Annotated in this window: 18 protein-coding genes and 1 pseudogene; all 19 read right to left on the reverse strand. The window is 51.6% G+C overall.

Going from position 1 to position 21,971, the window contains the following annotated elements; translation table 11 throughout:
• Positions 1-5: 5 nt before the first annotated feature.
• Positions 6-362, reverse strand: a complete 357-nt coding sequence (locus DWZ56_RS11240; RefSeq protein ID WP_118556737.1) for a glutamyl-tRNA amidotransferase — start codon at positions 360-362, stop codon at positions 6-8.
• A 14-nt stretch (positions 363-376) separates the two neighbouring features.
• Positions 377-2,176: a VirD4-like conjugal transfer protein, CD1115 family gene (locus DWZ56_RS11245; RefSeq protein ID WP_118556738.1), complete on the reverse strand. Its 1,800-nt coding sequence runs from the start codon at positions 2,174-2,176 to the stop codon at positions 377-379.
• Positions 2,163-2,411, reverse strand: coding sequence for a hypothetical protein (locus DWZ56_RS11250; RefSeq protein ID WP_330424862.1), 249 nt, complete (start codon positions 2,409-2,411; stop codon positions 2,163-2,165). Before DWZ56_RS11250 ends, DWZ56_RS11245 begins: the two co-directional genes overlap by 14 nt.
• A complete protein-coding gene (locus tag DWZ56_RS11255) occupies positions 2,380-3,267 on the reverse strand; it encodes an ArdC-like ssDNA-binding domain-containing protein (RefSeq protein ID WP_118556740.1) in 888 nt (295 codons plus the stop codon). The genes DWZ56_RS11250 and DWZ56_RS11255 overlap by 32 nt, the downstream gene beginning before the upstream one ends.
• 6 nt (positions 3,268-3,273) lie before the next feature.
• Positions 3,274-4,071 carry a PcfB family protein gene (locus DWZ56_RS11260; protein ID WP_118556741.1) on the reverse strand — a complete coding sequence of 266 codons (798 nt, stop codon included), beginning with the start codon at positions 4,069-4,071 and terminating at the stop codon, positions 3,274-3,276.
• Positions 4,055-5,437, reverse strand: coding sequence for a relaxase/mobilization nuclease domain-containing protein (locus tag DWZ56_RS11265; RefSeq protein WP_118556742.1), 1,383 nt, complete (start codon positions 5,435-5,437; stop codon positions 4,055-4,057). The genes DWZ56_RS11260 and DWZ56_RS11265 overlap by 17 nt, the downstream gene beginning before the upstream one ends.
• Positions 5,428-5,766, reverse strand: coding sequence for a plasmid mobilization protein (locus DWZ56_RS11270; RefSeq protein ID WP_118556743.1), 339 nt, complete (start codon positions 5,764-5,766; stop codon positions 5,428-5,430). The genes DWZ56_RS11265 and DWZ56_RS11270 overlap by 10 nt, the downstream gene beginning before the upstream one ends.
• Complete coding sequence (locus tag DWZ56_RS23330) at positions 5,763-5,894, reverse strand: DUF3789 domain-containing protein (protein WP_279220288.1); 132 nt, start codon at positions 5,892-5,894, stop codon at positions 5,763-5,765. The genes DWZ56_RS11270 and DWZ56_RS23330 overlap by 4 nt, the downstream gene beginning before the upstream one ends.
• A gap of 138 nt (positions 5,895-6,032) precedes the next feature.
• Positions 6,033-7,082 carry a DUF3846 domain-containing protein gene (locus tag DWZ56_RS11275; protein ID WP_118556744.1) on the reverse strand — a complete coding sequence of 350 codons (1,050 nt, stop codon included), beginning with the start codon at positions 7,080-7,082 and terminating at the stop codon, positions 6,033-6,035.
• Positions 7,079-8,041, reverse strand: a complete 963-nt coding sequence (locus tag DWZ56_RS11280; protein WP_118556745.1) for a toprim domain-containing protein — start codon at positions 8,039-8,041, stop codon at positions 7,079-7,081. Before DWZ56_RS11280 ends, DWZ56_RS11275 begins: the two co-directional genes overlap by 4 nt.
• 28 nt (positions 8,042-8,069) lie before the next feature.
• A pseudogene (locus DWZ56_RS11285) lies at positions 8,070-8,384 on the reverse strand (DUF3848 domain-containing protein); the annotation flags it as partial.
• 115 nt (positions 8,385-8,499) lie between these two features.
• Entirely contained in the window at positions 8,500-8,964 is a 465-nt protein-coding gene (locus DWZ56_RS11290; protein WP_118556747.1) for a DUF3021 domain-containing protein, read from the reverse strand.
• A gap of 10 nt (positions 8,965-8,974) precedes the next feature.
• Positions 8,975-9,415 carry a LytTR family DNA-binding domain-containing protein gene (locus DWZ56_RS11295; RefSeq protein ID WP_118556748.1) on the reverse strand — a complete coding sequence of 147 codons (441 nt, stop codon included), beginning with the start codon at positions 9,413-9,415 and terminating at the stop codon, positions 8,975-8,977.
• A 214-nt stretch (positions 9,416-9,629) separates the two neighbouring features.
• On the reverse strand, positions 9,630-10,223 hold the full coding sequence (locus tag DWZ56_RS11300) for a carboxypeptidase-like regulatory domain-containing protein (protein ID WP_158584547.1): 594 nt from the start codon (positions 10,221-10,223) through the stop codon (positions 9,630-9,632).
• Between the two features lie 133 nt (positions 10,224-10,356).
• The gene (locus DWZ56_RS11305) at positions 10,357-11,769 is read right to left on the reverse strand and encodes a helix-turn-helix domain-containing protein (RefSeq protein WP_118556750.1); all 1,413 of its coding nucleotides are present in this window, start codon (positions 11,767-11,769) and stop codon (positions 10,357-10,359) included.
• Positions 11,770-11,835: 66 nt separating this feature from the next.
• Complete coding sequence (locus tag DWZ56_RS11310) at positions 11,836-20,202, reverse strand: N-6 DNA methylase (protein WP_118556751.1); 8,367 nt, start codon at positions 20,200-20,202, stop codon at positions 11,836-11,838.
• 14 nt (positions 20,203-20,216) lie between these two features.
• On the reverse strand, positions 20,217-20,963 hold the full coding sequence (locus DWZ56_RS23795; protein ID WP_330424863.1) for a hypothetical protein: 747 nt from the start codon (positions 20,961-20,963) through the stop codon (positions 20,217-20,219).
• Between the two features lie 191 nt (positions 20,964-21,154).
• Positions 21,155-21,739, reverse strand: a complete 585-nt coding sequence (locus DWZ56_RS11320) for a hypothetical protein (protein WP_199679584.1) — start codon at positions 21,737-21,739, stop codon at positions 21,155-21,157.
• Positions 21,714-21,968: a hypothetical protein gene (locus DWZ56_RS11325; protein ID WP_118556753.1), complete on the reverse strand. Its 255-nt coding sequence runs from the start codon at positions 21,966-21,968 to the stop codon at positions 21,714-21,716. Before DWZ56_RS11325 ends, DWZ56_RS11320 begins: the two co-directional genes overlap by 26 nt.
• Positions 21,969-21,971 lie beyond the last annotated feature (3 nt).

Here is a 21,971-nt window from a genome sequence, read left to right on the forward strand (position 1 = left end):
TTTGCTCAGCCGACGATCAGGTCGAGGATCTCCTTAGCAAAGGTGATGATGACGCCGCCCGCAAGGGTCAGAAAGCCGTTGGCTCGCTGGGACGGGTCGTGGGACTTGAGGGACAAGCCGACCTGCACCACGCCGAAGCCCAGCAGGATAAGACCGATGGCTCGAATCAGCCCGAAGATGAAGCTGGACAGGTTGTTGACGACGGTGATGGGGTCGCCGGCAGCGAATGCCGTGACCGAGGTGCCGAGAATGAGCGCAGCGCCCATAATGGCGGTGCAGTAGATGCGGAAGCCCTTTCTGACCTTGCCGGTCATAGGGAGCTTGTTGGTATGCTTTTCGGTGTCTTTCTTAAAGATGTTCATATTCGTTTCCTCCGTTATTTTGAAGATTGGTTTTCGTCAAAGTCCTCATCGGACAGTAACACATAATCGGTTTCCGGCACTTCCGTGTCGGGCAGGGTTTTGGAATCGAGGTATGTGACCTCGATGGTCGCAATGTCGCTCCTGACAGCACCGTGCTGATAAACGCCGGCTTTCCCGTCTGCGGTCAACGCCACATTCGGATGCTTCAGGATGTCGTACTTGAAATCAAGCACCGGACGCTCGCCACGGATAAAAAGGATGGCGTATTGGTTGTCCAGCATACGCACCTCGTCGGGCGTGAGAAGCTCTCTGCCGCTGATTTGGTAGTTGGTGCTGTAATTGCCACTGCGTCCTGAGCTTTTGCCGTAGGTGTTGGTGTCGATGGTCGATTTGCCCAGCAGCTCCGACACATACTTGTGGGTACTTTGCTCATTGCCGCCGAGATACAGAAACTCGTCGCAGTTGCCGACGATGGACTCCCATTGCTTTTCAAACAGGGCTTTTAACTGCGCCAAGTTCTGCAAGATGATACTGACCGACACGCCACGGGAGCGCATAACGGACAGTATCTTGTCAAAGTCATCCGGCAGACTGACATTGGCAAACTCATCCATCAGAAAGTGAACGGGAATCGGCAATGCGCCGCCGTGAATATGGTCAGCGGAAAAGAAAAGCTGCTGAAATAGCTGGGTATAAAGGATGCTGACCAAGAAATTGAAGCTCGAATCGTTGTCCGGGATAATAGCGAACAGTGCCACTTTCTTTTCGCCCATAGAAGCAAGGTCAAGCTCGTCGGTACAGGTCAGTGCCGCCAAACTCTCCAAGTTGAACTTTTCAAGCCTTGCGGCAAGGGTGATCTGAATACTCTTGAGTGTCTTAGCCGAGCCTGCGTGATAGGAGCGATAATACTTCAAGGCAATATGGTCGGGCCTGTCCATCTCCAAGTCGGCAAACAGGTAATCCAGCGGCGTTGGTCTGGAATCCTCCTCGTTTTCGATTGCGCCGGCACGGAGCATCTCCATGACCATTGCAAAGTTCTGCTCGTCCTCCGGCGCTTCATAGTGAAGGTAGTAAACCAGCGCCGACAGCAGCATGGAAGCCGAGGTGTCCCAAAAGGGATCATTGGATTGACTGCCCTTCGGCGTGGTCGCCTTGAACAGATTGGTGACAAGCCGTTGGATGTCGTTGTCGCTTTGCAGATAGACGAAGGGATTGTAGCAATGGCTCTTTTCCATAGAGATCAGGTCAAGCACCCGGACTTCATACTCTTTCTGTGACAGCAGCTCGCCCACATCTCGAACGATCTCCCCTTTGGGGTCAAGCACGAAATAGGAATTGCGGCAGCACTGCATCAGATTCGGCTTGCAGAAAAACCTCGTCTTGCCGGCACCCGAACCGCCGATTACCAGCGTGTTGAGGTTTCGGCGGTGTTTCTTGGCGTTCAGCCCGATTGCCACATTCTGCGTCAGCAGCTTGTTTTCGCTCTTGGGCTGCTGTGCGTACTTTTTGTTCACGGCACTGGCGCTGCCCCATTTTGCCGAGCCGTGTTCCTCCCGCCTGCGGTAGTTTCTGCGTGTGGAGAAGTAGGTGCCGACGCCCATTCCGTAGCAGAGAAGCAAAACGAGGACAGCTTTTACACTGTCCTCGCAAAGCTCGATATGGAACGGGTCGTTCATCGCGTTCATCAGGCTCGTCAATATCTCCGGCAACCCGCCCTTGACGGACGGAGCGATGAGAAGTCCGAGCCATACCACGGGAATGATACCGATAAGGGAGAGGATGACCGCCGCCCGCCGGTCGTTACCTTGATTCACGGCAGGAGCAGTCCTTTCTCTCAACCACCTTGAACTTTTTCTTTGGGGCATAGCCGAACTTGATGATGAGGTCGTCCACTGCGTCGGTGGTCTTGCCTCTGTTTTTCAGCTCGGTCTTGGTGTCGTTCAGGGAGCGGATGATAATCCCGTGTTCGTAATCGTCCAAGGCGACGTGATAGCGTTCCTCTTTCATCTGATGCACCTCATCTTTCCTGTTCCTTGCTTCTCTCTGCACGGCGGCGGTAGATTTCCTCCGACACACGGGAGCCGATCTCGCTCATCGCAGAACGGGTCTTGGAAAGCTCCGCACGAATTTCCTTGGGGGACTTGCCCGCCAGTTCTTCCGGGATGCGGTCAATGGCGAAGTTCTTCACATCCACTCCGAACTTGCGGCAGAGCATATAACCGACGCAAACGGCAGAGAAGCCCATATCTCTGCGGCTGTATGCTTCGCAGTTCATTGCAAGCTGAGCGTGTCCAAGCTCCTGTGCCACGCACTGGCAGAGTACAACGCTGTCCCCAATGTCCCGCTTGATATAAAGGGTCTGATCCTCGTTCTTATAGAACGCTCCCATATTGGGAGAAGGCAGCTCCTCCACGGTGCTCACATCAATGGGAGCCGTATCAAGCATAATCGCCACAAGTTTTCGGGGGTCACGGTCAAGGGTGGGTGCAGCAGGCTTCTTGCCGCTGGTCTGTGCCACATCGAACACCTTCTTAACATTGTAGGCAATACCGGTAGAGCCATCGTTCTTGGTGTACTCCACGGGTTCGAGGATGGACAGACTCTTAGCACCCTTGTTGACCTTCACGCCGTCCTCCTGCCAGTCACGAAAATCCTTGAGCTGAGTCGCCTGCGGCTGCTGCTTATAAATGAGCAGAGCGTTGGCGGCAGAGTAGCGATCCATTCGTGCCTGTGTGTCCAGATAGCCCCGGAACTTTTCAGGGGCATTGACGATCTCGGTCGCCGCATCGTCGATCATCTGATACACGGCATCCTTCTCCGCCTTTTTCTTGGCGACATATTCCTCCGGAGAAAGCTGCGGTCTTTCCGCAGCGCCGGACTTCTTGGGATTGAAATTGTTGGTCACAGTTGATTACCTCTCTTTCGGTTTTTTGGTTCTTTCCGGTTGACGGTGAACCGTCTGTCGGGACGGTTCGGGTGCTTTCGGTCTTTCTTTGGCAATCGAAGGCTCGGTGCGGTCTGCTTCCTTATCAGCCTTTACAGCAGCCTTGTAGCGTTCCAGCTTTTCCCGCACGGAAGGCTTTTTGTCTGCCTGCTTTGCTGTACCCCGGTCAGCATTTGAACCTCCAATCGTTGAGCTTCGCTCGGACGGAGGGCTTTTTTCCGTCTTTGCGACCGTAGGGTTTTGGTGGGCTTGCCCCTCTTTCTGTACGGGGTCGCCCATTGCCTGCTCCACGATGATCTCGCCCCTTGTCTTGGTAGGCACTTCCTTTGCCACGGCGTCCCGGTCTGCCTTGTCCTTTTCCGCTTGGGAAACGACCCCCGCCTTGTCGATCTTGCCGAGTTCAAAGCGGTCGCAGATCCGCTGGATTTTGGAAGCGTCCTCGGCACGGGCGATAATATCCACCGGTGCATCGCCCACCCTTGTGTTTTTGTCCCGCAGCAGGCAATACAGTACGCCGTAGCGTTTTGCCTGCTCGGTAAACTTCTGAATGTCCTTCTGCGGCAGAGAAAAGACCTTGAGTTCCTTTCCCGACCGGATCATATTGGTGAGCCGTGCCTTACCTTTGGTCTGCTGTTCCTGCTTCAGCACGGACACCAGCAGCAGGGCGACATTCTTTGCCGCCGAGCCTGTGAGTTTTGCGGCGACCTCAAAGCCTTCAAGCGAAAGCCTGACGATCTGTTCCGCCGCATCACCGCCGTTGTTCATAGTTGCGGTTCTCCTTTCGTTTTGATTTTTCTTCCTCTGCACGGACTGCGCCGACCTTTTCCTCGATGACCTTGGAGCGGACGGCAATGTCCTCGCAGAGTTTGACCTCCCTGCGGAGTTCTTTCAGCTTCTCGGAGAGAGCCGAGATGCTCGCCCTTGCCTGTGACAGCTCTGCATCTGTTCTGTTCACTTTTCGTATTTCATTTCGGAGATGCGTTCTGTCGGCAGTCAGGGTCTTGATCTGTTCCTCCACCGAGCGCTTGTATGAAAAAAGCTGCTCGTCTGTACCGATGTGGTGCTTTCCGAGCAGCGTGACCTGTTTGGTGAGTTCGTCTATCTTCATCAAATCCTCTTTGAAAAGGTAGTGAACTCTTGCGTTGTTCTGTTGTCCTGCCCTGTACTTCGGCAGATAGCCGAGCCGGTAGCAGTAGTAGAGGTACAGCCCGTACAGACCGCCCGCCTTGGCAATTCTGTCGCTCCGGTTTGTGAGCCGGTATTGCTTCGGTCGGCAGGTCTTGGGCTGGAACGGCTCGAAGTCGATGCTGTCCCGGTTTTCAATGAGCCGCCGGGTAATTCGCTCCTTGGTGTACTCGTCGCCGAGCCGGTAGAGCCGGATGGGGCGCTCGTCGCCCTTACCCTTGATCGTCCAGTATTTCCGCTTCGGGTTGCAGCCGAAGGCATAGCCCATCTCGGACAGGCGGTATTCAAGCTGCTTGAGGTTGTGGCTCATGGCGATGGCTTCGTCAAGTGCGGAACGGGCGAGATTGTACCTTGTAGGCATACCGGCCTTGTCCTTCATCGTCAGGTGCTTTGCGTCGGGGTAACGCTCCGGCTCCTTGATGGTGCTGATCCCGTACTTCTCGCAGATACGGTCGGCTTCCTTGTAGAACTTGAACCACGAGGTTTCCCGGCAGCGTTTGCCGTCCACAAAGGACACGGAGTTGATGACGAAGTGGCAGTGCAGATGCTCGGTGTTCAAGTGGGTCGTGACAAGCACCTGATGCCGTTTGCCCCAAACGGAATTGGCAAACTCCATCCCAATATGCTGCGCCAGCTCCGGCGTGATGTCGGTTTCCTTGAAGCTTAGGTAGCCGTGGTAGGCTTGAATGCCATCCGGCTTGTCGAACTGCTCCTTGACGGTGACGAACTGCTCACGGGCAGTTGACGGGTTACAGTTGATGCCCTGACAGAACAGCTCCTGCTCAGTTTTTTTGCCGTCCTTCACATAGTTGACCACATCCCGCAGTGCCTGATAGTCGGCGTTGCTGTACTTGGATTTTGCTTTGGTGGTTTTCTCCGGGTTAGCGGCATAGTCGAGCACGGTCGCAAGGCGAACCGTGACCGGCCAGAGCTTGCTTACTGCCATTTGAGGTCGCTCTTTTCGGGACGGAGGAACTGCCGCTCCACATCCGCCTGAAAGCTGTGCCAGCGCTCAGCTTCGGTGTTCAGCTTCTGCATATCGAGGAAGCCGATGGCGTTCGCCTTGACCGTGAGCTGGTGCAGGTTGTTGCCGATGGCGGAGAGCTGCCGCATCACATCGTAGAACCGGTCGTCCGGCTTTTCCTTCGGCTCAAAGCCGCGCACCAAAAGGCGGAACAGCGCCGCCTCGGACAGGCAGGTGCGCTTGGCTTTCTTCTGCAACTCCTGCGCTTCGTCACGGGAGAGCCAAAACTGCTTTTTGACCGTCCGCTTCATTTGTCATCACCGTCCCTTCTGCTTATTTGTGTGTCGCTGCTGCGGATCATCCGCACAAGGCACATCGCAAGGAGCGCGATGATGCCGCCGAGCATAAAGCCGATCATAAAGAAAAGTAATTCGTGCATAGGTTCATCCTTTCTTGCAGGGGGTATTAGGGGTTCCCCTAACGAGGACTTTTTGCGGCGTTTTGAAAAAACGGAGTAAAAAGGCACTGCTCGTTAAGATGATACAGGTCGCTTGGGGGAACCCCGTTCTCCCCAAAGTTACCGTTCTCTGTCCGCTTTTGCGGGCTTAAACGGTACGGCTACGATCTTGTCGTTGACTCTTGCAAAGCGTTCGGGGTATTTGAATTTCTCACGGTATTTCTCCGCAAGGTCAGGCGGGAGAGACTGGAACCTCTCTGCTTCAAAGGGAGCATAGGTAATGAAAAACTTCCCGCAGATGATGTCGAGCATCTCACGGGAATCCTCTTTCAGATAGCACTTTTCAATTTTCCAAGCGTTCTCGCCACGCATATAGCCGTCCAGCCGAACGCAGGGGTCTGACCCGTCAAGGCAGGAGCCGTAGATGGAATAGCCGCCCAGTCCGGCTTTGAATGCCTTGTTGTCGGAACTTACCGCATAGGTTCTCGACTTCTCATCGTAGGGCTTGTTGAAGCTCTCCTGAGAGAAAACAATATAGCCGGTCAGGTGCTTTTTGCCCTCGCTCTCTGCGTTTCGGAAGCGGTCTGCCAGCTCGGAATAGGTCAGCTCCGCCGTTTCCGGCTCCGCATAGACAGCGCGGTTGGGCGGCAGCCCGATTAGCTTGCCCTCCTCGTTGCAGACGATGGCGACCTCATCCTCAAAGGGCATATATTCCTCGATGTCGCCGCCGACCACCTCCTGCATAGCTTCCAAGGTGTCGTCGATCTCGATCATCTTGGGGTACTTGTTCGGCTCCACGAGCAGGACGGAAATCCTGGTTTCGTGCGCTTGCGTCGGCTCCTTGCAGAGCGATTTGTCGAAAGAAATCGATTTGAACCCGATACTGTCCACGAAGTAGAAGCCGGGATTCACGGTATCACTTTCCCTGATTTCGACTACATCCGATACAGAAAGAGAGCGTCCCTTGTAGTCGGCAGGATGGTCAACATTGAACTTCTGATAGATGTTTTCGAGGGAGATGCAGTCCATTTTGCCGTCATAAACTCTGTCGTAAGCGGCTGCGTTGACTTCCTTAGTGCCTTTGATTCTTTCGAGGGATTCCATTCCGATGAAGCATACATTGGCGGTATCCCTGTCCACATTGATCTGATAAATGCTAAACTCAGTCATCGTTCATTCGTCCTTTCTTTGGTTTTATTGTGGTGGATACCGAGCTGGAAACAAAGAAAGTCATTGTAGTCCTTGCCGCAGGGCGGAGGGCTGTCAATGACTTCATACTTGCTCGGCAATATGGTTTTCAGTGCAAGGCTGGCTTTCCTTCCGGCATTGTCGTTGTCGAAGTGCAGGAAGATTTTCTTAATCTGCGGCTTCCCGTCAAGGAACTTCACAAGAGCCGCAGGCGTGGTACTGTCCTCGATTTTCTCCTTGGGCAGATACACACCGGCGAGGGAAACAAGGTCGTCTTTACGCCAATTCCTGCCTGCCATCCTTTCAAGTGTCGCAAAGGAAAGCAGGTCAATGGCACACTCAAAGAGATGCACCGTGCCGCTGTCGCTGTCTGCGATCCGAAAAGAATAGTGCTTGTCGCTACCGGAGCAGTCACCTAAAACTCGGCGATCATTGGTCGCCCGGTAGGACGCATAGCGAGGGATATTCTTCTCATCAAAGCCAACGCACACAAGGTTGTGGTATGGCAGGCTCTCGAAGATCAGCCCCTTGTCAATGCAGTATTGAATGATGGCATAGTCGATGCCCCTGCCGAAAAGATACTCTGTAATTCTTTCTGTGGAAGCACTTTTATCCGGCAGAAACAAGATCTTCGGCTCCGTTTTCTGCTTGGGTTTGACCGTCACCGACGGCATCACCGCCGCCTTTCCCATCAGTGTTTCAACTGCTTCTGCAAAAGAATAGCCCTTGACTTTTACAAGATAGTCAAGGGCATTGTAACCGCCGATGCGCTGTGACCACCACATCCACTTGCCGTTGGAAATCTTCAAACTGTCGTGGGTGCGGGTGGTATAGTTGTTGCCGGAAATGCGGACAAGCTCCTGCGGCTCACAGCTTTGCAGATAGGTCAGCAGGTCAATTTGCCGTGCCTGTTCCACCACCTCCAGTGAGATATACGGCATAAAATCACCTGCTTTCCCGTTGCTGTTTTTTCTCCTGCCGTTGCAAGCTCTTATCCGCTTCCGTTTCGATGGAGTCCCGGATGGTATCCATATGCTCGGTTTCTCTATCCCTGAACTCCTTATACACATCACTGAGAGGACAAGGAGAACGAAGCAACGCCTTTGCCTTTTCCGGCTCAAGCTCCAGCTCCTCCATACACATCACGATGTCCTCCCGCATCGTGTATTCGTAGGTGTGGTTCAGGATTTCGGGCGGGCTTTTTGTCAGGAGCCAGCCCCGGAATTTGTCCTGCTCTGCTTTCATTTTTTCGTAAAGCAATTGGTTGTAGTTTGTTTCGTTCATAGCGAACACCTCCTTCAAAATAGAAATAGCCGCCTGATTTCTTTTGAAAACCAAGCGGCTATGTATATGGTTTATTCTGTTGTTAAAGCAAAGCGCAGGATGCAAAGCGGCGGGATCAATTCATATCGTTATTATCTTTAATGCCTTCGTTCATTTTCTTAATCTTCCTTTTCCACACAGAATACTGAGTTACCCAAGCAGCGAGGAAGATCGCTACGAATATGCCTACATAAGACAGAATTCCAGCGGTCGAATGGGGCATCCAGTTGGCAAAATAAGAGATAGGGAACATAATCACGCAAGCAATTGCAAAATAAAACCCGCTTTGCTTTGCAAGACTCCACGAATCAATTTCCCAAATAACCGAAGCCATTGCAAAGCCTGTGCCCATTATTCCGCTCAGACCGGTTTGAATGAGAATCGCATTTAATTCGCTCCCCATTTTATTCACAAGCTCTGGATTGACCGGATGGAAGAAGCCATCCCCAATACAGATTGAGATAATCACCGTAATGACATATCCGATTGCAATGCCAACAGGGAAACCAATTATTCCTCGTCCAATCAGTTTTTTCTTCATTTCTGCCACCTCACATTCCTAACAGTTGTTTGATTTTGGCGACGGATCGCCGTGAAACATAAGTAACCGTACCGTTTGAAAGCGTAATGCAAATTGTCCCGACAAAGCTCAAATCAAAGCTCTTGACCTTTTTCAGATTGATAATATCCGAGTTTGATATTCGGACAAAAGTCTTGCTGTCAAGCCGTTGCTCCGCCTCGTATAGCCTCAGGCGGAGCGCATACTCGCCGTGATTCGTCTCGGCAAACACCTTACCTGATTCGGCAAAAACACGGTAGATTTCAGACGGTTCCAGAACCTCGACAACATCGTCCCTGAATCCGGCAATGACCTGCGGTTGCTCATCTGACAATCTTTTTATGATTGCATTGACTTCATCAGTCATTTTGTCCGTCATCACGATGATTTTTGGCTCTTTGCATTTTTCGTCTATCTTGATTTCAATTTGCATCGGTTCACCTCCTCGCTACGGTTACAGTATAGGAAAATCAAGAACCGATTTCTACCGATTCTCGATAGGTGGTTGTTTTAAGAACATAGGTGGTATTTTTCACGGGAATCTCATACCGGTATGTATGGGCGGCTGATAAGTATCTGCGGTATGGGGTTGCTCCAATACCGCAGACGGATCATCCTTATATTCAGTTCGACAAACTGGAATTTGTTTAACTGTTTACTTCGTTTTTGTAAATCGTTGCTGCACCATAATGATTATCAGCATCTGTAATTTTCAAATCAAACTTATGCCACGGAATATTGCTTTCGTTTGTTTCAACTTGGATAAGATATGCAGTCAATTCACGACCGCCCGCAAATTCCTTAACCATATTTGTGTTGATAACGCGCATTTCTTGATTATCGATAGTGGCTTTGATAACAATGTCATCGGGGGCGATATCCTGCATGCCCTGTTGGAATTTAGGTAAACTCATAGGTCTAAAATATACCATCAGGCTATTACCCGCACCTTTGACAGAAAATACATGCAATCCGTATATCTCTAATTTATCAAAACTAACATTCAAAGACATATCAGCTTGAAGAGAAATATTCTGGCACCAGTATTCTAAATAGTTTGCTCCATAGTCTTTTACCGCTGTTAAAAAAGGGTATTGACCCTTCGGTATATCAAGCATATAATAGCCATCTTCCTTGCTTTCCGTACTAAAGAGAGTGACGAAGTTCTCTCCTTTTAGTTCAATAAGAGCATTTGCAATAGGTGCGTTGTTTTTGTCTGTTACATATCCCTCTAGTTTCATTTTGCATAACCTCGTCAAATTCCGATTTGTCATTCTGATTTAAGCATATTATACGACGATATTGTGACTTTTTCTACCGTCAAGTTCCAAGTATGTATCTACGGTATGGGGTTGCTCCAATACCGTAGACGGATTATCTTTCCGGCTCGTTTTTGCGCTTTGTACTTCTCTGAACCGGAATGGAGAGCAGCTCTCTTGTACGCTCTCCAAGCTGTTTTTCAATGGCTGTCAGCCGCTGCTCCGGCAAATTGAGGGACGGATGACGGGTGAACTTGAAGTCCACCATTCGCCGCAGCTGCGCTTTCTGCTTTGCCCCCATTACCTCTTTACATACATCCTCATAGGAAATGCGGTAGGGATTGGAACGGGTCTTTGCATACGCACTCAGGTTCTTGAAATCATCCGGCATTGCATAGTTGAACAGCGACAAGCCGTTATCGAAGATGGGCGCAGGGGCGATAATTTCGCCCGTGTGATTGTTCCGCTGCAAGCCGAAGTTGCCGAAGTGTCTGTCCTCATTGTAAATCAGGGCATCGAAAACCAGCATACTGCAAAGCTGCTCGTAGAACTCGTCGCCCAAGGTCTTGTAATAATCAAGGCAGGCTTTCAGCGTCGTCTTGCGGAGAATACGCCCGACGGGGACGAAAGAGGTATCAATATCCGTGAACAGCCGGCACTTGGAAGCAAGGATACCTTTCCAGTTTTCCAAGTCATACTGTACGCAGCCGATGCCCATTTTGTCTGCGATCTGACAGGCATAATACTCGCTGTACGGCTCGTTTCCGGTGTTCGCAGCACCTTCCGTGCCGCCCTTATACAGATAGATGCCGTCACCCTCCACGAACCTCCAAGCCTTCCGCAGCATACCGTTGGTGGTCAGCTCCGGCGAGGTGGAGAATGCCTCCCGACTGCCGCCCACGCCGGTATAAGCCACCAGCGACAGCGCTTCGGAGAAGCGGTTTTCGTAGAGGTTATAATCGGCATATTTGCCGTCAAAGTCGGCGGGGACGACCCAATAGCTGTCGTTGAGGGACAGCCCCATACAGACATCAATGATGCCCTTCGTGTTGTTTACGCTCAGCCCCAGCGTCTTTAAGATTTCATCTACAAACTGCCGGTTCTTCGGAATCACCCGTCGTTCCAGCCACTTCACAACGCCCTCGTTTGTCAGCTCCAAGTCGAGGGGAAACAGCTTTTGCTTTGCCGTTTCGGTGTGAAGAATTGTCGCCTGCAAGCCCTCCAAGCCTCTTTCCTCCAGCGTGAAGGTCAGCAGGGTTTCATCATAAAGGCGCAGGCTATATACTTTTTCCATTGTGCTGCTCCTTTCCTCAAGCATTACGGACACATCCTTGTCAAGCGCTTCTGCGATCTTGATCATCAGGTCAAGGGAGAGATTTTGTGTTCCTTTTTCGATGCGGCAGATGTTGGAACGCTGGGTTCCGATGCGCTTTGCAAGCTGCTCCTGCGACAATCCTTTTTCCAGTCTTGCTTGCGTCAGCTTCTGCACGATGCTCTGCCTTGCCGCCAACAGTTCCTTTTCGGTCATACAAAACCCTCCCTTCCGATCCACTATAATGTTATCATATATGATAACGATTGTCAAGAGGTTCGGCTATCTTTCCAAGTCCCTCGGTTTCTTTTCGGGCAGTTCTTCACCCTCATCGGGTTCACCGCCAACAATCTCGTTCTCACGCTTATCCACATTGAGCAGGGCATTGAGTTCGTTCAGCCGGTCGGTCTTGGCTTTCAATTCTTCCTCCTGCGGGAACGGTCTTTCCACATCGACCTTCGCAGTTTCAAACTGCTTTTTGGTGTTGTCAAGCTCCATTTCGTTCATCTCCAAACGCTTTGGAAGCCCCTCCAGCGCATTATCCAAGCGGGTGATATTACCAAAGGTGTCCGTGCCGAGGGTTACGGGATAGCCAAGCTCACCCTTGAGCCGCACTTTGTATTCTCTTGCTTCAAAGTACAGCTCCATCGTAAAGCCACGGTACTCACCGAGGGGGATGGGGTCGGGATTTGTCATTGCCTTACACGCCTCCAAAATGGCGTTGCCGGCATCCGCTTTCTCTGAATAGAAAGCACCCTTGACCGTCATACCCACAAAGGTTTCATCAGACGGCTTCGGGTGCTCTGCCACTCTTTCCATATCGGATTTTAATCCCGCAATTACATCCGTCCGCCGTGCGATCTCCTGTGGATAGAACTTGATGATCTTATCCTCCAAAGCATATTTTTCGGAAAGGAAGCTGGACTTTAAGAGCCGTAGCTTCTGAACCTGAATATCCAAGTCCATCTTCTCTTTGATGTGGGGATTGCCGGTCGCCAGCATCTTGATTTCAGCATAGGACAGTGCGGTTTCGTCAATATCCTCGCAGGAGCGTACCGGCGATTTGCTGGTCATTATCTGCGAAGCGAACTTCTGCTTGCCTTCCACGAGCTGATATAAGTAGGCATCAAAGGTTTCTTCCGTTACAAAACGGTAGATGTGAACCTCTGCATTTTCGTTGCCTTGCCGGATGCTTCTGCCGAGCCGCTGTTCCAAGTCAGACGGTCGCCACGGGCAATCGAGATCGGAGGATGCGGCAAGTTTGTTCTGCACATTCGTACCGGCTCCCATCTTCTGCGTACTGCCCATCAGGATGCGGACATCCCCTCGGCGTACCTTCTTGAACAGCTCCAGCTTCTTTGCTTCGGTATCTGCTTCGTGGATGAACTTTATCTCATCGGCGGGTACGCCACGGGCAATCAGCTTCTGTCGAATGTCGTCATAGACATTGAAGGAGCCATCGTTTTTCGGCGTAGACAGGTCGCAGAAGAATAGCTGGGTCAACCGTTTCTCACTGCCACGCTCCCAAGTTTCAAACATAGCGTCCACGCAGGCGTTGAGCTTGCTGTCCTCAAAATCAGGGAGCAATGGATTGATAAGCCGCTGGTCAAGTGCCAGCTTTCTGCCGTCGTTTGTGATCTTGAGCATATTATCCACTCTTGCATCAACCATACCGTTCCGCACCCTTTCGGCTCTTTCCGCAAGCCCCGCAACCATATCCCTTTGGATTTCAGAGGGCTTCACCGAGATGTTGTGAAAGACCGCTTTCGGCACTGGCAGGTCAAGCATATCCGCTGTTTTGATGTCTGCGATTTCCTTAAACATCGCCATCAGCTCCGGTAAATTGTAGAAGCGGGCAAAGCGTGTTTTGGCTCGGTATCCCGTTCCTTCGGGTGTTAGTTCTACTGCCGTAATGGTTTCTCCGAAAGTGGAAGCCCAGGCATCGAAGTGCTGCAAGTTGTTCTGAACAAGGGTGTTGTACTGCAAGTACCGCTGAATGGTGTAAAGCTCGACCATTGAATTGGAGATCGGCGTTCCTGTCGCAAACACTGTCCCACGCCCTCCGGTCAACTCGTCCAAGTACCTGCATTTCATAAAGAGGTCGCTGGATTTCATCGCTTCGGTTTGGGCGATGCCGCCTACATTCCGCATCTTAGTAAAGAGGAACAGATTCTTATAGTAGTGGCTCTCATCAATGAAAAGTCTGTCCACACCCAACTCCTCAAAGGTCACTGTATCATCCTTTTTGGATTGGTCGTTGAGCTTATCGAGCTTCTGCTTGACAGATTTCTTTGTGCGCTCCAGTTGTTTTACGGAGAAGTTATCTCCACGGTTCTTTTTCAATTCCGCAATGCCCTCCGTTACCTCATCAAGCTGCTGTTCGAGGATCGCCCGCTGCCGTTCAATGGACATCGGTATTTTCTCGAACTGCGAATGCCCGATAATGATGGCATCGTAATCGCCGGTGGCAATTCTGCCGCAGAACTTTTTGCGGTTCTTGGTTTCAAAGTCTTTCTTCGTTGCCACCAAAATGTTGGCTGAGGGATAGAGCTGTAAAAACTCCGATGCCCACTGCTCAGTGAGGTGGTTGGGTACGACAAACAGGGATTTACTGCACAATCCGAGCCGTTTGGACTCCATCGCCGCCGAAACCATCTCGAAGGTTTTCCCCGCGCCCACGGCGTGTGCAAGCAGCGTATTGCCGCCGTAAAGGATGTGTGCCACCGCATTTCTTTGGTGTTCCCGAAGCTCGATTTCCGGGTTCATACCGCTGAAAACGATGTGGCTTCCATCGTACTCACGGGGACGCAGGCTGTTGAATTTTTCGTTGTAAAGGATGCAAAGCTGTTCTCTGCGTTCGGGGTCAGACCATACCCAATCCTGAAAGCCCTGCTTGATAAGCTCCTGCTTTGCCTGTGCGATTGCCGTTTCCTTCTTGTTCAGAATGGCTTTCTTTTTGCCGTCTGCGTCCTCTACATAGTCGAAGATGCGGACATCCTTCAGATTCAGGGTTTCCTCGATGATCTTGTAGGCGTTGATGCGCCCCGTACCATAGGTGCTGTATGCCTTTACATTGCTGCGGTCATAGGACTTGCCCTCAATATTCCACTCACCGGTATAGGCAGAGAAATGCACCTTGATGTTCCACTGTGCGTATCTCGGTGTCCCCAAGAACTCAAACATAAACTGTTCGACGATTTCGGTCGGCAGCCAAGTAGCACCGAGCCGAACGGCGATCTCGCTGGCGGTCAGGTCTTTGGGCTGCACCCGTTCCAGCGCTTCTACATTGACGGTGTAATCTTCGGGGTAAAGCTCCGCCGACTTTCGGGCGAGTGCCAACTTTTCACGCACATTGCCGGAGAGGTATTCATCTGCCATCAGGTACTTTGCCTGTGCGGAATTGCCGTACCCGTGCATCGGATTCAGAAAGATAACACCCTTCAGGTCTGCAAAGATTTCTTCCTCGGTCTTACCGGTCAACTCGCACATATAATCCATATCCACACGGGCTTTTTCGCCCATAGACACGGCAAGTGCTTCACTGGCGGTATCTACGGAAGTGACCGGGGTATGTGGCTTGATGGTTCGCTTGTAGAATATATCCGCCTTGCGTTCAAGTTGTCCTTCATCGCCCAAGACCTCAAGAGCCGAGAGCAGAGAAAAGGAACTGTCCTGCGAAAATGCGGAGATGTTGGCTCGGCTGTTGATCAGCCCGTACTGCCCCGAAAAGGTATCATAAAGAGCGTTTAATCGCTCCTGCTCCGCTTTAATTTCCGAGTCTGGGTAATCCTCCGTCTGCAATTCGATTAGCTTTCTGACCGAATCACGGATGCGGATCATACCCTTTATGCGGTTCTCTGCGGTAGCCGATACCTCCACCGGAGCCATACGGCTGTTTTCTCGGAAGTAGATTTTATCGTCCAGCACCGTATAGGAGAAGTTACGGACGGTGGGATCTGCGGGAATGGAATTGTCCTCCTCTGCAAGCTCATCCTCCACCTCATATACGGTCAGCTCACCGTGAATATTGGAAACGGCTTCGCTGAGTTGCTCGGCAAGGTCTGCCCCCTCGTAAGGTACGCAGGTGGCTTCGGGACCGAAACGCCCCGACACTATTTTCATCTCTCCGAGTATCATTTCGGGATGCTCAACAAAGTACCTGTTCATCAGGATACCGTTTTCATCTGTGCCGAGCTGTACCCAATCCGGCTCTATATCCACAATGCGGTCACGCTTTTGCAGAATAAGAATGTCCGAAACGACCTCCGTTCCGGCGTTACCCTTAAAGGTGTTGTTCGGCAAACGGATAGCACCAAGCAGGTCGGCTCGCTGAGCAATATACTTGCGGACAGCGGAGTTTTCCTTATCCATCGTTCCCTTGCTGGTGATGAGAGCCATTACGCCGCCCGGGCGGAGCTTGTCCAAGGATTTGGCGAAGAAGTAGTCGTGGATGAGGAACTTGTGCTTGTCGTAACGCTTGTCAGGAACCTTGAAATCCCCGAAGGGTACATTCCCCACAACGGCATCAAAGAAGCTGTCGGGGAGGTTGGTTTCCTCAAAGCCCTGTGCGGCGATAGAGGACTTTTGATATAACTGCTGTGCAATACCGGCAGAAATTGTGTCCAGTTCCACACCGTAGATCTTGCTTTCCTTCATTTCTTCGGGAAGCATACCGATAAAATGCCCGATGCCGCAGGACGGCTCCAAGATGTTACCCTCACGGAAACCAAGCTGTTTCATCACCTTATACACGGCATTGATAACCGTTGGCGGCGTGTAGAAAGCGGTCAGGGTGCTTTCTCTTGCGGAAGCGTATTCCTCCGGCGTCAGGATGTTTTTCAGCATCCCGAACTCTGTCTGCCAAGAACCTGCTCTTTCATCAAAGGCTTCGGGAATACCGCCCCAGCCCACATATTTAGAGAGGATGATCTGCTCGTCCGGTGTGGCGAAGCGGTTTTCTTCCTGACACCTTTTCAGAACGGTGATCGCCGCATAGTTGCGGTGGAAGCGTTCTTTCTTGTTAACCTCCTCGACCTCGTGAGAAGCAAGGTCAAAGGTATGACGGTCTGCCATTGGGATTTCGGGATGAATATCAAAGGTCTGCACCCGGCTTTTCTTCGGTTGCTCCCAAACAGGGGTAAGGGGTGCTTCCACCCGTGCCAGTTCTTCCTCGGAGAGATAAACAAGGTCGTCAAAGGACAGTGCTTGCAGTCCTTTTTCGGTCAGTTCTTCAAGGGATGCATACTGTTCACTGCGGACGACTTTTCCATCCACAAGGGTTTCGATGCGAAAATCCACAAGATTGACCCTTGCCTGTATTTCGTGCTTGTCGTCCTCAGTCGTGGTGTAGGCAACACCCACATTTGCAAGGTCGGTGTAGTCCGCACCATCCTCACGCTGATATTCCTCACGACAAAAATCGTCAATCAGCCGCTTCGCCGTATCAAGGGAGGCTTTGGGACGATCAATGGGAGGAATCCCTTGAAGCTGTTTCAGATAGTCGTTTGCCTGCCATTCGCTGGCAAACTCCTCGCTAACGCCCTCCTCGTCTACATAGATTGCGCTGCGGGTTTCATCCCAGACCGCATAGCTGTTTTCTGTTTCAATGACGGCAAATCGTTCCACAAGATAGGGGCTGTCGATGATCTCAAAGCCCTTGGGCGGGGGGTCAAGCTGGGTGATAAAGTCGTGGGGGATGGTACTGCCGTCTTTGTCCTTATACAGAACAATGGTCATAGGGACACCGTAGTAGTTTTCCTCCTTGATGTCCTTCTCGAACTGATAAGGACTGGTGTACTCGATGCTTTCACCGACCTTGCCGTCCGTGCCGAGATAGTCGATCCTGCCGATAGGTTTGGACTCGATGGGTGCTTCCTTCGTGGCGGAAACCACGGTGCGGGTAATGCGCTCGCCGTTCTCAACGGCGTTGACCGCTACATCGTACCCTCTGTCGGTCAGCATTGTAAGGTAGGTTTCCAAGCGGTGCTGCGGGAAACCGCACATTTCGATACGGCTATCTGCGCCCAACGCACGGCTGGTTAGCGTAAGGTCAAGGCTATTTCCAACGGTTTTGGCATCATCCGCATAGGCTTCAAAGAAATCACCCATCTGATACAGTACAAGGCTGTTCGGGTTGTCTGCTTTGGTTTCAAGATATGCTTGATAGAACTCCGGCAAAGCAGCATCCTTTGGCTTTTCTCTTTCTGCTGCCTGTTCGATACGCTCCACAACACTCTGCGGCAAGTCCTGCACATAGTAGGTGGTTTCACCTTCAGGAGAGATATGGGCAATGTTCTGATAGTCCCCATTGACCTCCACGGCACGATTCCAAACAGTCAGTCCGTTGCCGAGATAGCCCATCCCAATGTCATACTGGGTAGACTGTTCTTCGGGTTGCTTTTCGGCAACCTTCAAATGGTCATTCAACGGGTTTTCCTGCACCTTGCTGTCGAACTCGGCTCTCGTCATTTCCTTGTTGAAAAGCGGAAACTGCGTATCATAGAGCATCACACGCTCGTCATCAAAGGAGAGAATTTCATACTCGTTTGCGCCGAGATAGACGGTGCTGCCAAGGTGGTATTCATATCGCTCGTTCTTCGGCTCTGCCTTTTCAGTAGGTACAGTGGATAAGATTTCTCTATTCCTTCGTTCCTCGGCAAGCTCTGCACGGCGTTCTTCCTGCCTTTGCAGCCACGCAGGATACTGCGCCTTTTCCTTCGGATTAAGGTAGCGGTCAAGTTTTATCAGCTCGGCAATACGCTTTACCACCTGACTCCATTTCAGGTCAATGTGGGGCTTATCGTTTCCGATTCCCTTAGAGATGCGGATACCCTTACCGTCGTGCTGCTCATCAATGCCTGCACCGACAATTACGGGATAAGCGCCGCCCCAGCCGTATTCATTTTTCAGAAAGTCGGCATTTTCCTTTGCAGACAGGCTCTTTTGGAACTGCTCATAGATTCGCATTTTTCCCTCAGAGATGCCGCTGCCACGGGTGAGAACGGTGTCGATGATCTCCTGAGAGAAAGTAAAAGCAGAGGACTTTCGTTCCTCTGCTTCTGCCGTCATCAAGCTCAACTGCCCGTCGATGGACGGCAATGGCTTCATCGTGTCCTGCAACTCACCAAGAAGCCGCATCGCTTCAAAGTGCTGGGCAATTACGCCCCAATCATAGAAGCTCTGCGCTGTGCGGGAAAGATAACTGCCCTCCCAAAGCTGCAACACATTCTGATAGGTCTTATAGCCCACACGCCGTCCGTCGCTCAGAATGACCTCGGTGTAGTCGTTGTTGAAAATGCTCTTGATATAAGAAGTACGGGCATCCCTATCAGCGGTTGCTTCAAAGAATGCCCGTATCTCGTCCTTGCTCGCTTTCAGGTGCGGCGTAGTACCGAGGATTTCACGAACGGTATCGTCGCCGCCGAAAAACGGCAGGCTTTTATCCTCGTGGCTTCGGTCGTAATAGTCTAAGCGAAGATTACCTCCGCCATCACGATCTCCTGAACCCGGCTCCGGATACTGTTCATCTTCCGAACCCAGCTCATCATATCCGTCGCTTTCAGATTCTCCGTCACGCCCTCCGACGCTGCCATCTGCTCCGTCAGCATCTGTTCCAGCTCGTTCGCTCTGCGCTCCGTGTCGTTCAGATGCTCGTTCAGGGTGCAGCTCGTCAGCAGGTTGTAGTAGCGTACCTTGTGATGCTCCTTCAGGAACTTCCTCCGCATCCGGGCGTACCTGCCCATCGACAGCTCCGGCTGCTCCGGCATCGTCAAATCGGGAAGCAGATAATCCCCCTGCCTCGTGTAAGTGATCTCGTTCATCGTCAGGACTCCTTTCGTTTTTTTCTTTGCCTACATTGTAATCGGCTTTGGTTTTCTCTGCAATTATGCGATTTTGACGGTCGAGGGCAAGAATGGTGCGGGAAATCTCCGCAAGTCCCATTTCCGCAATATCACTGGTGGCATATCCGAGAGCGTTCAGCGTAGCAGGTGTTGTAAAGTTCACCACATCCCGAAGATCATCAGGTTCAAAGTATTCTCCGGCTTCAATGCCCAGGCGGGTCATTGTCATATAGGCGACACTGTTTCTAACTGCCGTTTTGAAAATATGGGTGATTTCTTCTTCGGAAACACCGTCCAAGAAGCTGTCCTTCACGCTGTAAATCAGGTCAGGAAGATAGTCGGGGATGTTGTCCTCTACTGCGTTTCTCGCCGCCGACTCAATGGCAGCGGCAAGGGTTTCCTTTTCGTTCAGCTCTCCGAAGGTGCTTTCCAGCGTGTCGATCACCTCCGCCGTGTACTCATCCCGCATTTGCCAAATGGGAACTCTGCGGGAAAAGCGGCTCGGATGCGTGTCGGAAATATCGAAGTAGTGAACAAGCCGCTGGCGGCGTCGGTCGGCATCCTCAAAAACGGCAATGCCGTGCGCCCCACGATTGACCCATCGCCCGAACTTTTGGTTCCAGTCGTCGATCTGAAGAACGGCGGTGGCATCCGGTCGCTGTGCGTGAACCAAAAGCTGCTCATCAAAGCGCAAGCGGTAGTTGTAGCAGGCAGAGCGCAGAAACGCTTCCCAGCTTTCGGGGTTTGCAACGACCATTTTGCAGGTTCTGTTATACAGCTCCGAAATGAAGTCGTATTTTCGTGCCATCGGCGGACACCTCCTTATCGTTCATAGTCTTTTGGCTTGATGGCTTTGCCGTTCTCATCATAGCTCTTGGGTTTGGCGGCAATGGAGTCCCACCGGATCATAGAACCGGCGAGCATTGCCTGCTCCTGTGCCTTAGTCACGCCCAGCTTCTCATTGAACTTATCCTTAATAGCTTCGTTCTCTGCACGGTTCCCGTCGTTAAACCTTGTGGCGGTATAGCCCTTTTGCCAGCGGTCGATTTGAATGACCTCGCCGGTTGACGGGAGTATGGAATAGCACATCGGAGGCAAGGGCGGCTCCATTGGAGCGTAGGTACAGCCGCCTTGCTCCATACGCTCGGCAAACTCGCAAATGTGAAAGAGATTGCGTCCAACCTCTGTGTGATAGTTATCAATATAGCGGCAGGGATAGCTTTCCGTCTTACCGTCACGGTCGGTCACAATGATGCGCTCTCCGTCCGGGATACGGAACAGCTCTTTATAGTGGCTGTCAATAAAGCGAATATCCCGGTTGGCTTCTTCGATGTGCTTGTCCAGCCATTCCTTTACATAGCAGAGGCAGTAGAAGTTATAGTCGCCCCTCGTTGGATTACAGCGAAGCACGAACGCATATTTCTCGGTATCTGCTCGGAAGCCGAACTCAGTGGTATAAGCACCCTGCATTTCGCTTTCCTTGTTCTCACGCCCATAACGCACCATCTGAGAACGGCTTTGAAGCAGTCCGTACTCCTCGGAGCGCAGGGCGTTGATTACATCATCCAAGTCCCGCTTGAACGCATCGCTTTTCCATTGCGGGCGGGTATCAAACCAAGTGGTATAAAACTGATCGCCGCTTGAACCGAAGTCCCCACGCAGGTAACCGATATTGCCTGTCTGCCCTTGAAGCTGCGAGCTTTGAGCGTAGGTGTATTTGCGTTCTGGAACGGTCAGCGGTCGCAGTGTGAAATCTGTCATTATCTTGCGCCCCTTTCTTGCGGTGTTCGTTGTTTCGGGATGTCAAAGCCGTAAACGGCGGCGATCTCATCCCCAAGTCGCCGGGTCAGCCGGGTAATATCGGCTCGTGTGGCTTTGCCGCAGTAGAGCTTGTCCTTGAGGTTTTCCATCTGCGTTTCGCTCACGCCGTCCTTGAACACACGGTAGAGATAATGGTTCGTGCCGTCATGGTGGGCGGCGTCGGCACGGAGGTCGCCGTACTTATCTACATACCATTCGGTAAAGTCGGTGTCGGCATACAGGCAATCTCGGATGTTGCCGGAGGGTATCTCCTTATAGCCCATCACTCTGCCGTTCCAGCGTCCGATGTCGCCAATGACGATAATCGGCTGGGAAAGCTGGATGTTGAGGTTCGCTCTCTCGTCGTAAAGGTAGTCGCCGTTGGTTTCCACCATCCATTCATAGAGTGCCTGCTCGTCGTTGGGGTCATCGTCCAGCTCATTTATTTCAAGGAACTCCTTGTAGTCCTCCCGCCAGTCCTCCACATCGAGGTTCATATCGCTCCAGATGATATGGCGGTCATTCGGTCGTGTCATTTGGCTCATCTGCGCCACCTCCCAAGTAGGAATAGAGCCGGTTTCTTGTAATCGCCTCCTGCAATTCGGTGATGACCGTCATATCCGGCACGGTCACATCGGGTATCTTCAAAATGCTCTGCAAGTTCAGAGCCTTCAAATCCTTTTCGGTTTTACAACCTGCGTCAAAGAGTTTTGCCAGCACCTTCATCTTCTGCTGCAAGCCCTGCTCGGCTGCTGTTTTCTTTACTGTTGCCATTGC

Origin of the sequence: Lachnotalea sp. AF33-28 (genome assembly GCF_003477885.1) — a bacterium.
Lineage (GTDB): Bacteria > Bacillota > Clostridia > Lachnospirales > Lachnospiraceae > AF33-28.

Excerpts from the sequence above, each read along its gene's own strand:
- DWZ56_RS11240 (WP_118556737.1), bottom strand. The coding sequence starts at position 362 with ATGAACATCTTTAAGAAAGACACCGAAAAGCATACCAACAAGCTCCCT.
- DWZ56_RS11260 (WP_118556741.1), bottom strand. The coding sequence starts at position 4,071 with ATGAACAACGGCGGTGATGCGGCGGAACAGATCGTCAGGCTTTCGCTT.
- DWZ56_RS11265 (WP_118556742.1), bottom strand. The coding sequence starts at position 5,437 with ATGGCAGTAAGCAAGCTCTGGCCGGTCACGGTTCGCCTTGCGACCGTG.
- DWZ56_RS11270 (WP_118556743.1), bottom strand. The coding sequence starts at position 5,766 with ATGAAGCGGACGGTCAAAAAGCAGTTTTGGCTCTCCCGTGACGAAGCG.
- DWZ56_RS23330 (WP_279220288.1), bottom strand. The coding sequence starts at position 5,894 with ATGCACGAATTACTTTTCTTTATGATCGGCTTTATGCTCGGCGGCATC.
- DWZ56_RS11275 (WP_118556744.1), bottom strand. The coding sequence starts at position 7,082 with ATGACTGAGTTTAGCATTTATCAGATCAATGTGGACAGGGATACCGCC.
- DWZ56_RS11280 (WP_118556745.1), bottom strand. The coding sequence starts at position 8,041 with ATGCCGTATATCTCACTGGAGGTGGTGGAACAGGCACGGCAAATTGAC.
- DWZ56_RS11290 (WP_118556747.1), bottom strand. The coding sequence starts at position 8,964 with ATGAAGAAAAAACTGATTGGACGAGGAATAATTGGTTTCCCTGTTGGC.
- DWZ56_RS11295 (WP_118556748.1), bottom strand. The coding sequence starts at position 9,415 with ATGCAAATTGAAATCAAGATAGACGAAAAATGCAAAGAGCCAAAAATC.
- DWZ56_RS11300 (WP_158584547.1), bottom strand. The coding sequence starts at position 10,223 with ATGAAACTAGAGGGATATGTAACAGACAAAAACAACGCACCTATTGCA.
- DWZ56_RS11305 (WP_118556750.1), bottom strand. The coding sequence starts at position 11,769 with ATGACCGAAAAGGAACTGTTGGCGGCAAGGCAGAGCATCGTGCAGAAG.
- DWZ56_RS11310 (WP_118556751.1), bottom strand. The coding sequence starts at position 20,202 with ATGGCACGAAAATACGACTTCATTTCGGAGCTGTATAACAGAACCTGC.
- DWZ56_RS11320 (WP_199679584.1), bottom strand. The coding sequence starts at position 21,739 with ATGAGCCAAATGACACGACCGAATGACCGCCATATCATCTGGAGCGAT.
- DWZ56_RS11325 (WP_118556753.1), bottom strand. The coding sequence starts at position 21,968 with ATGGCAACAGTAAAGAAAACAGCAGCCGAGCAGGGCTTGCAGCAGAAG.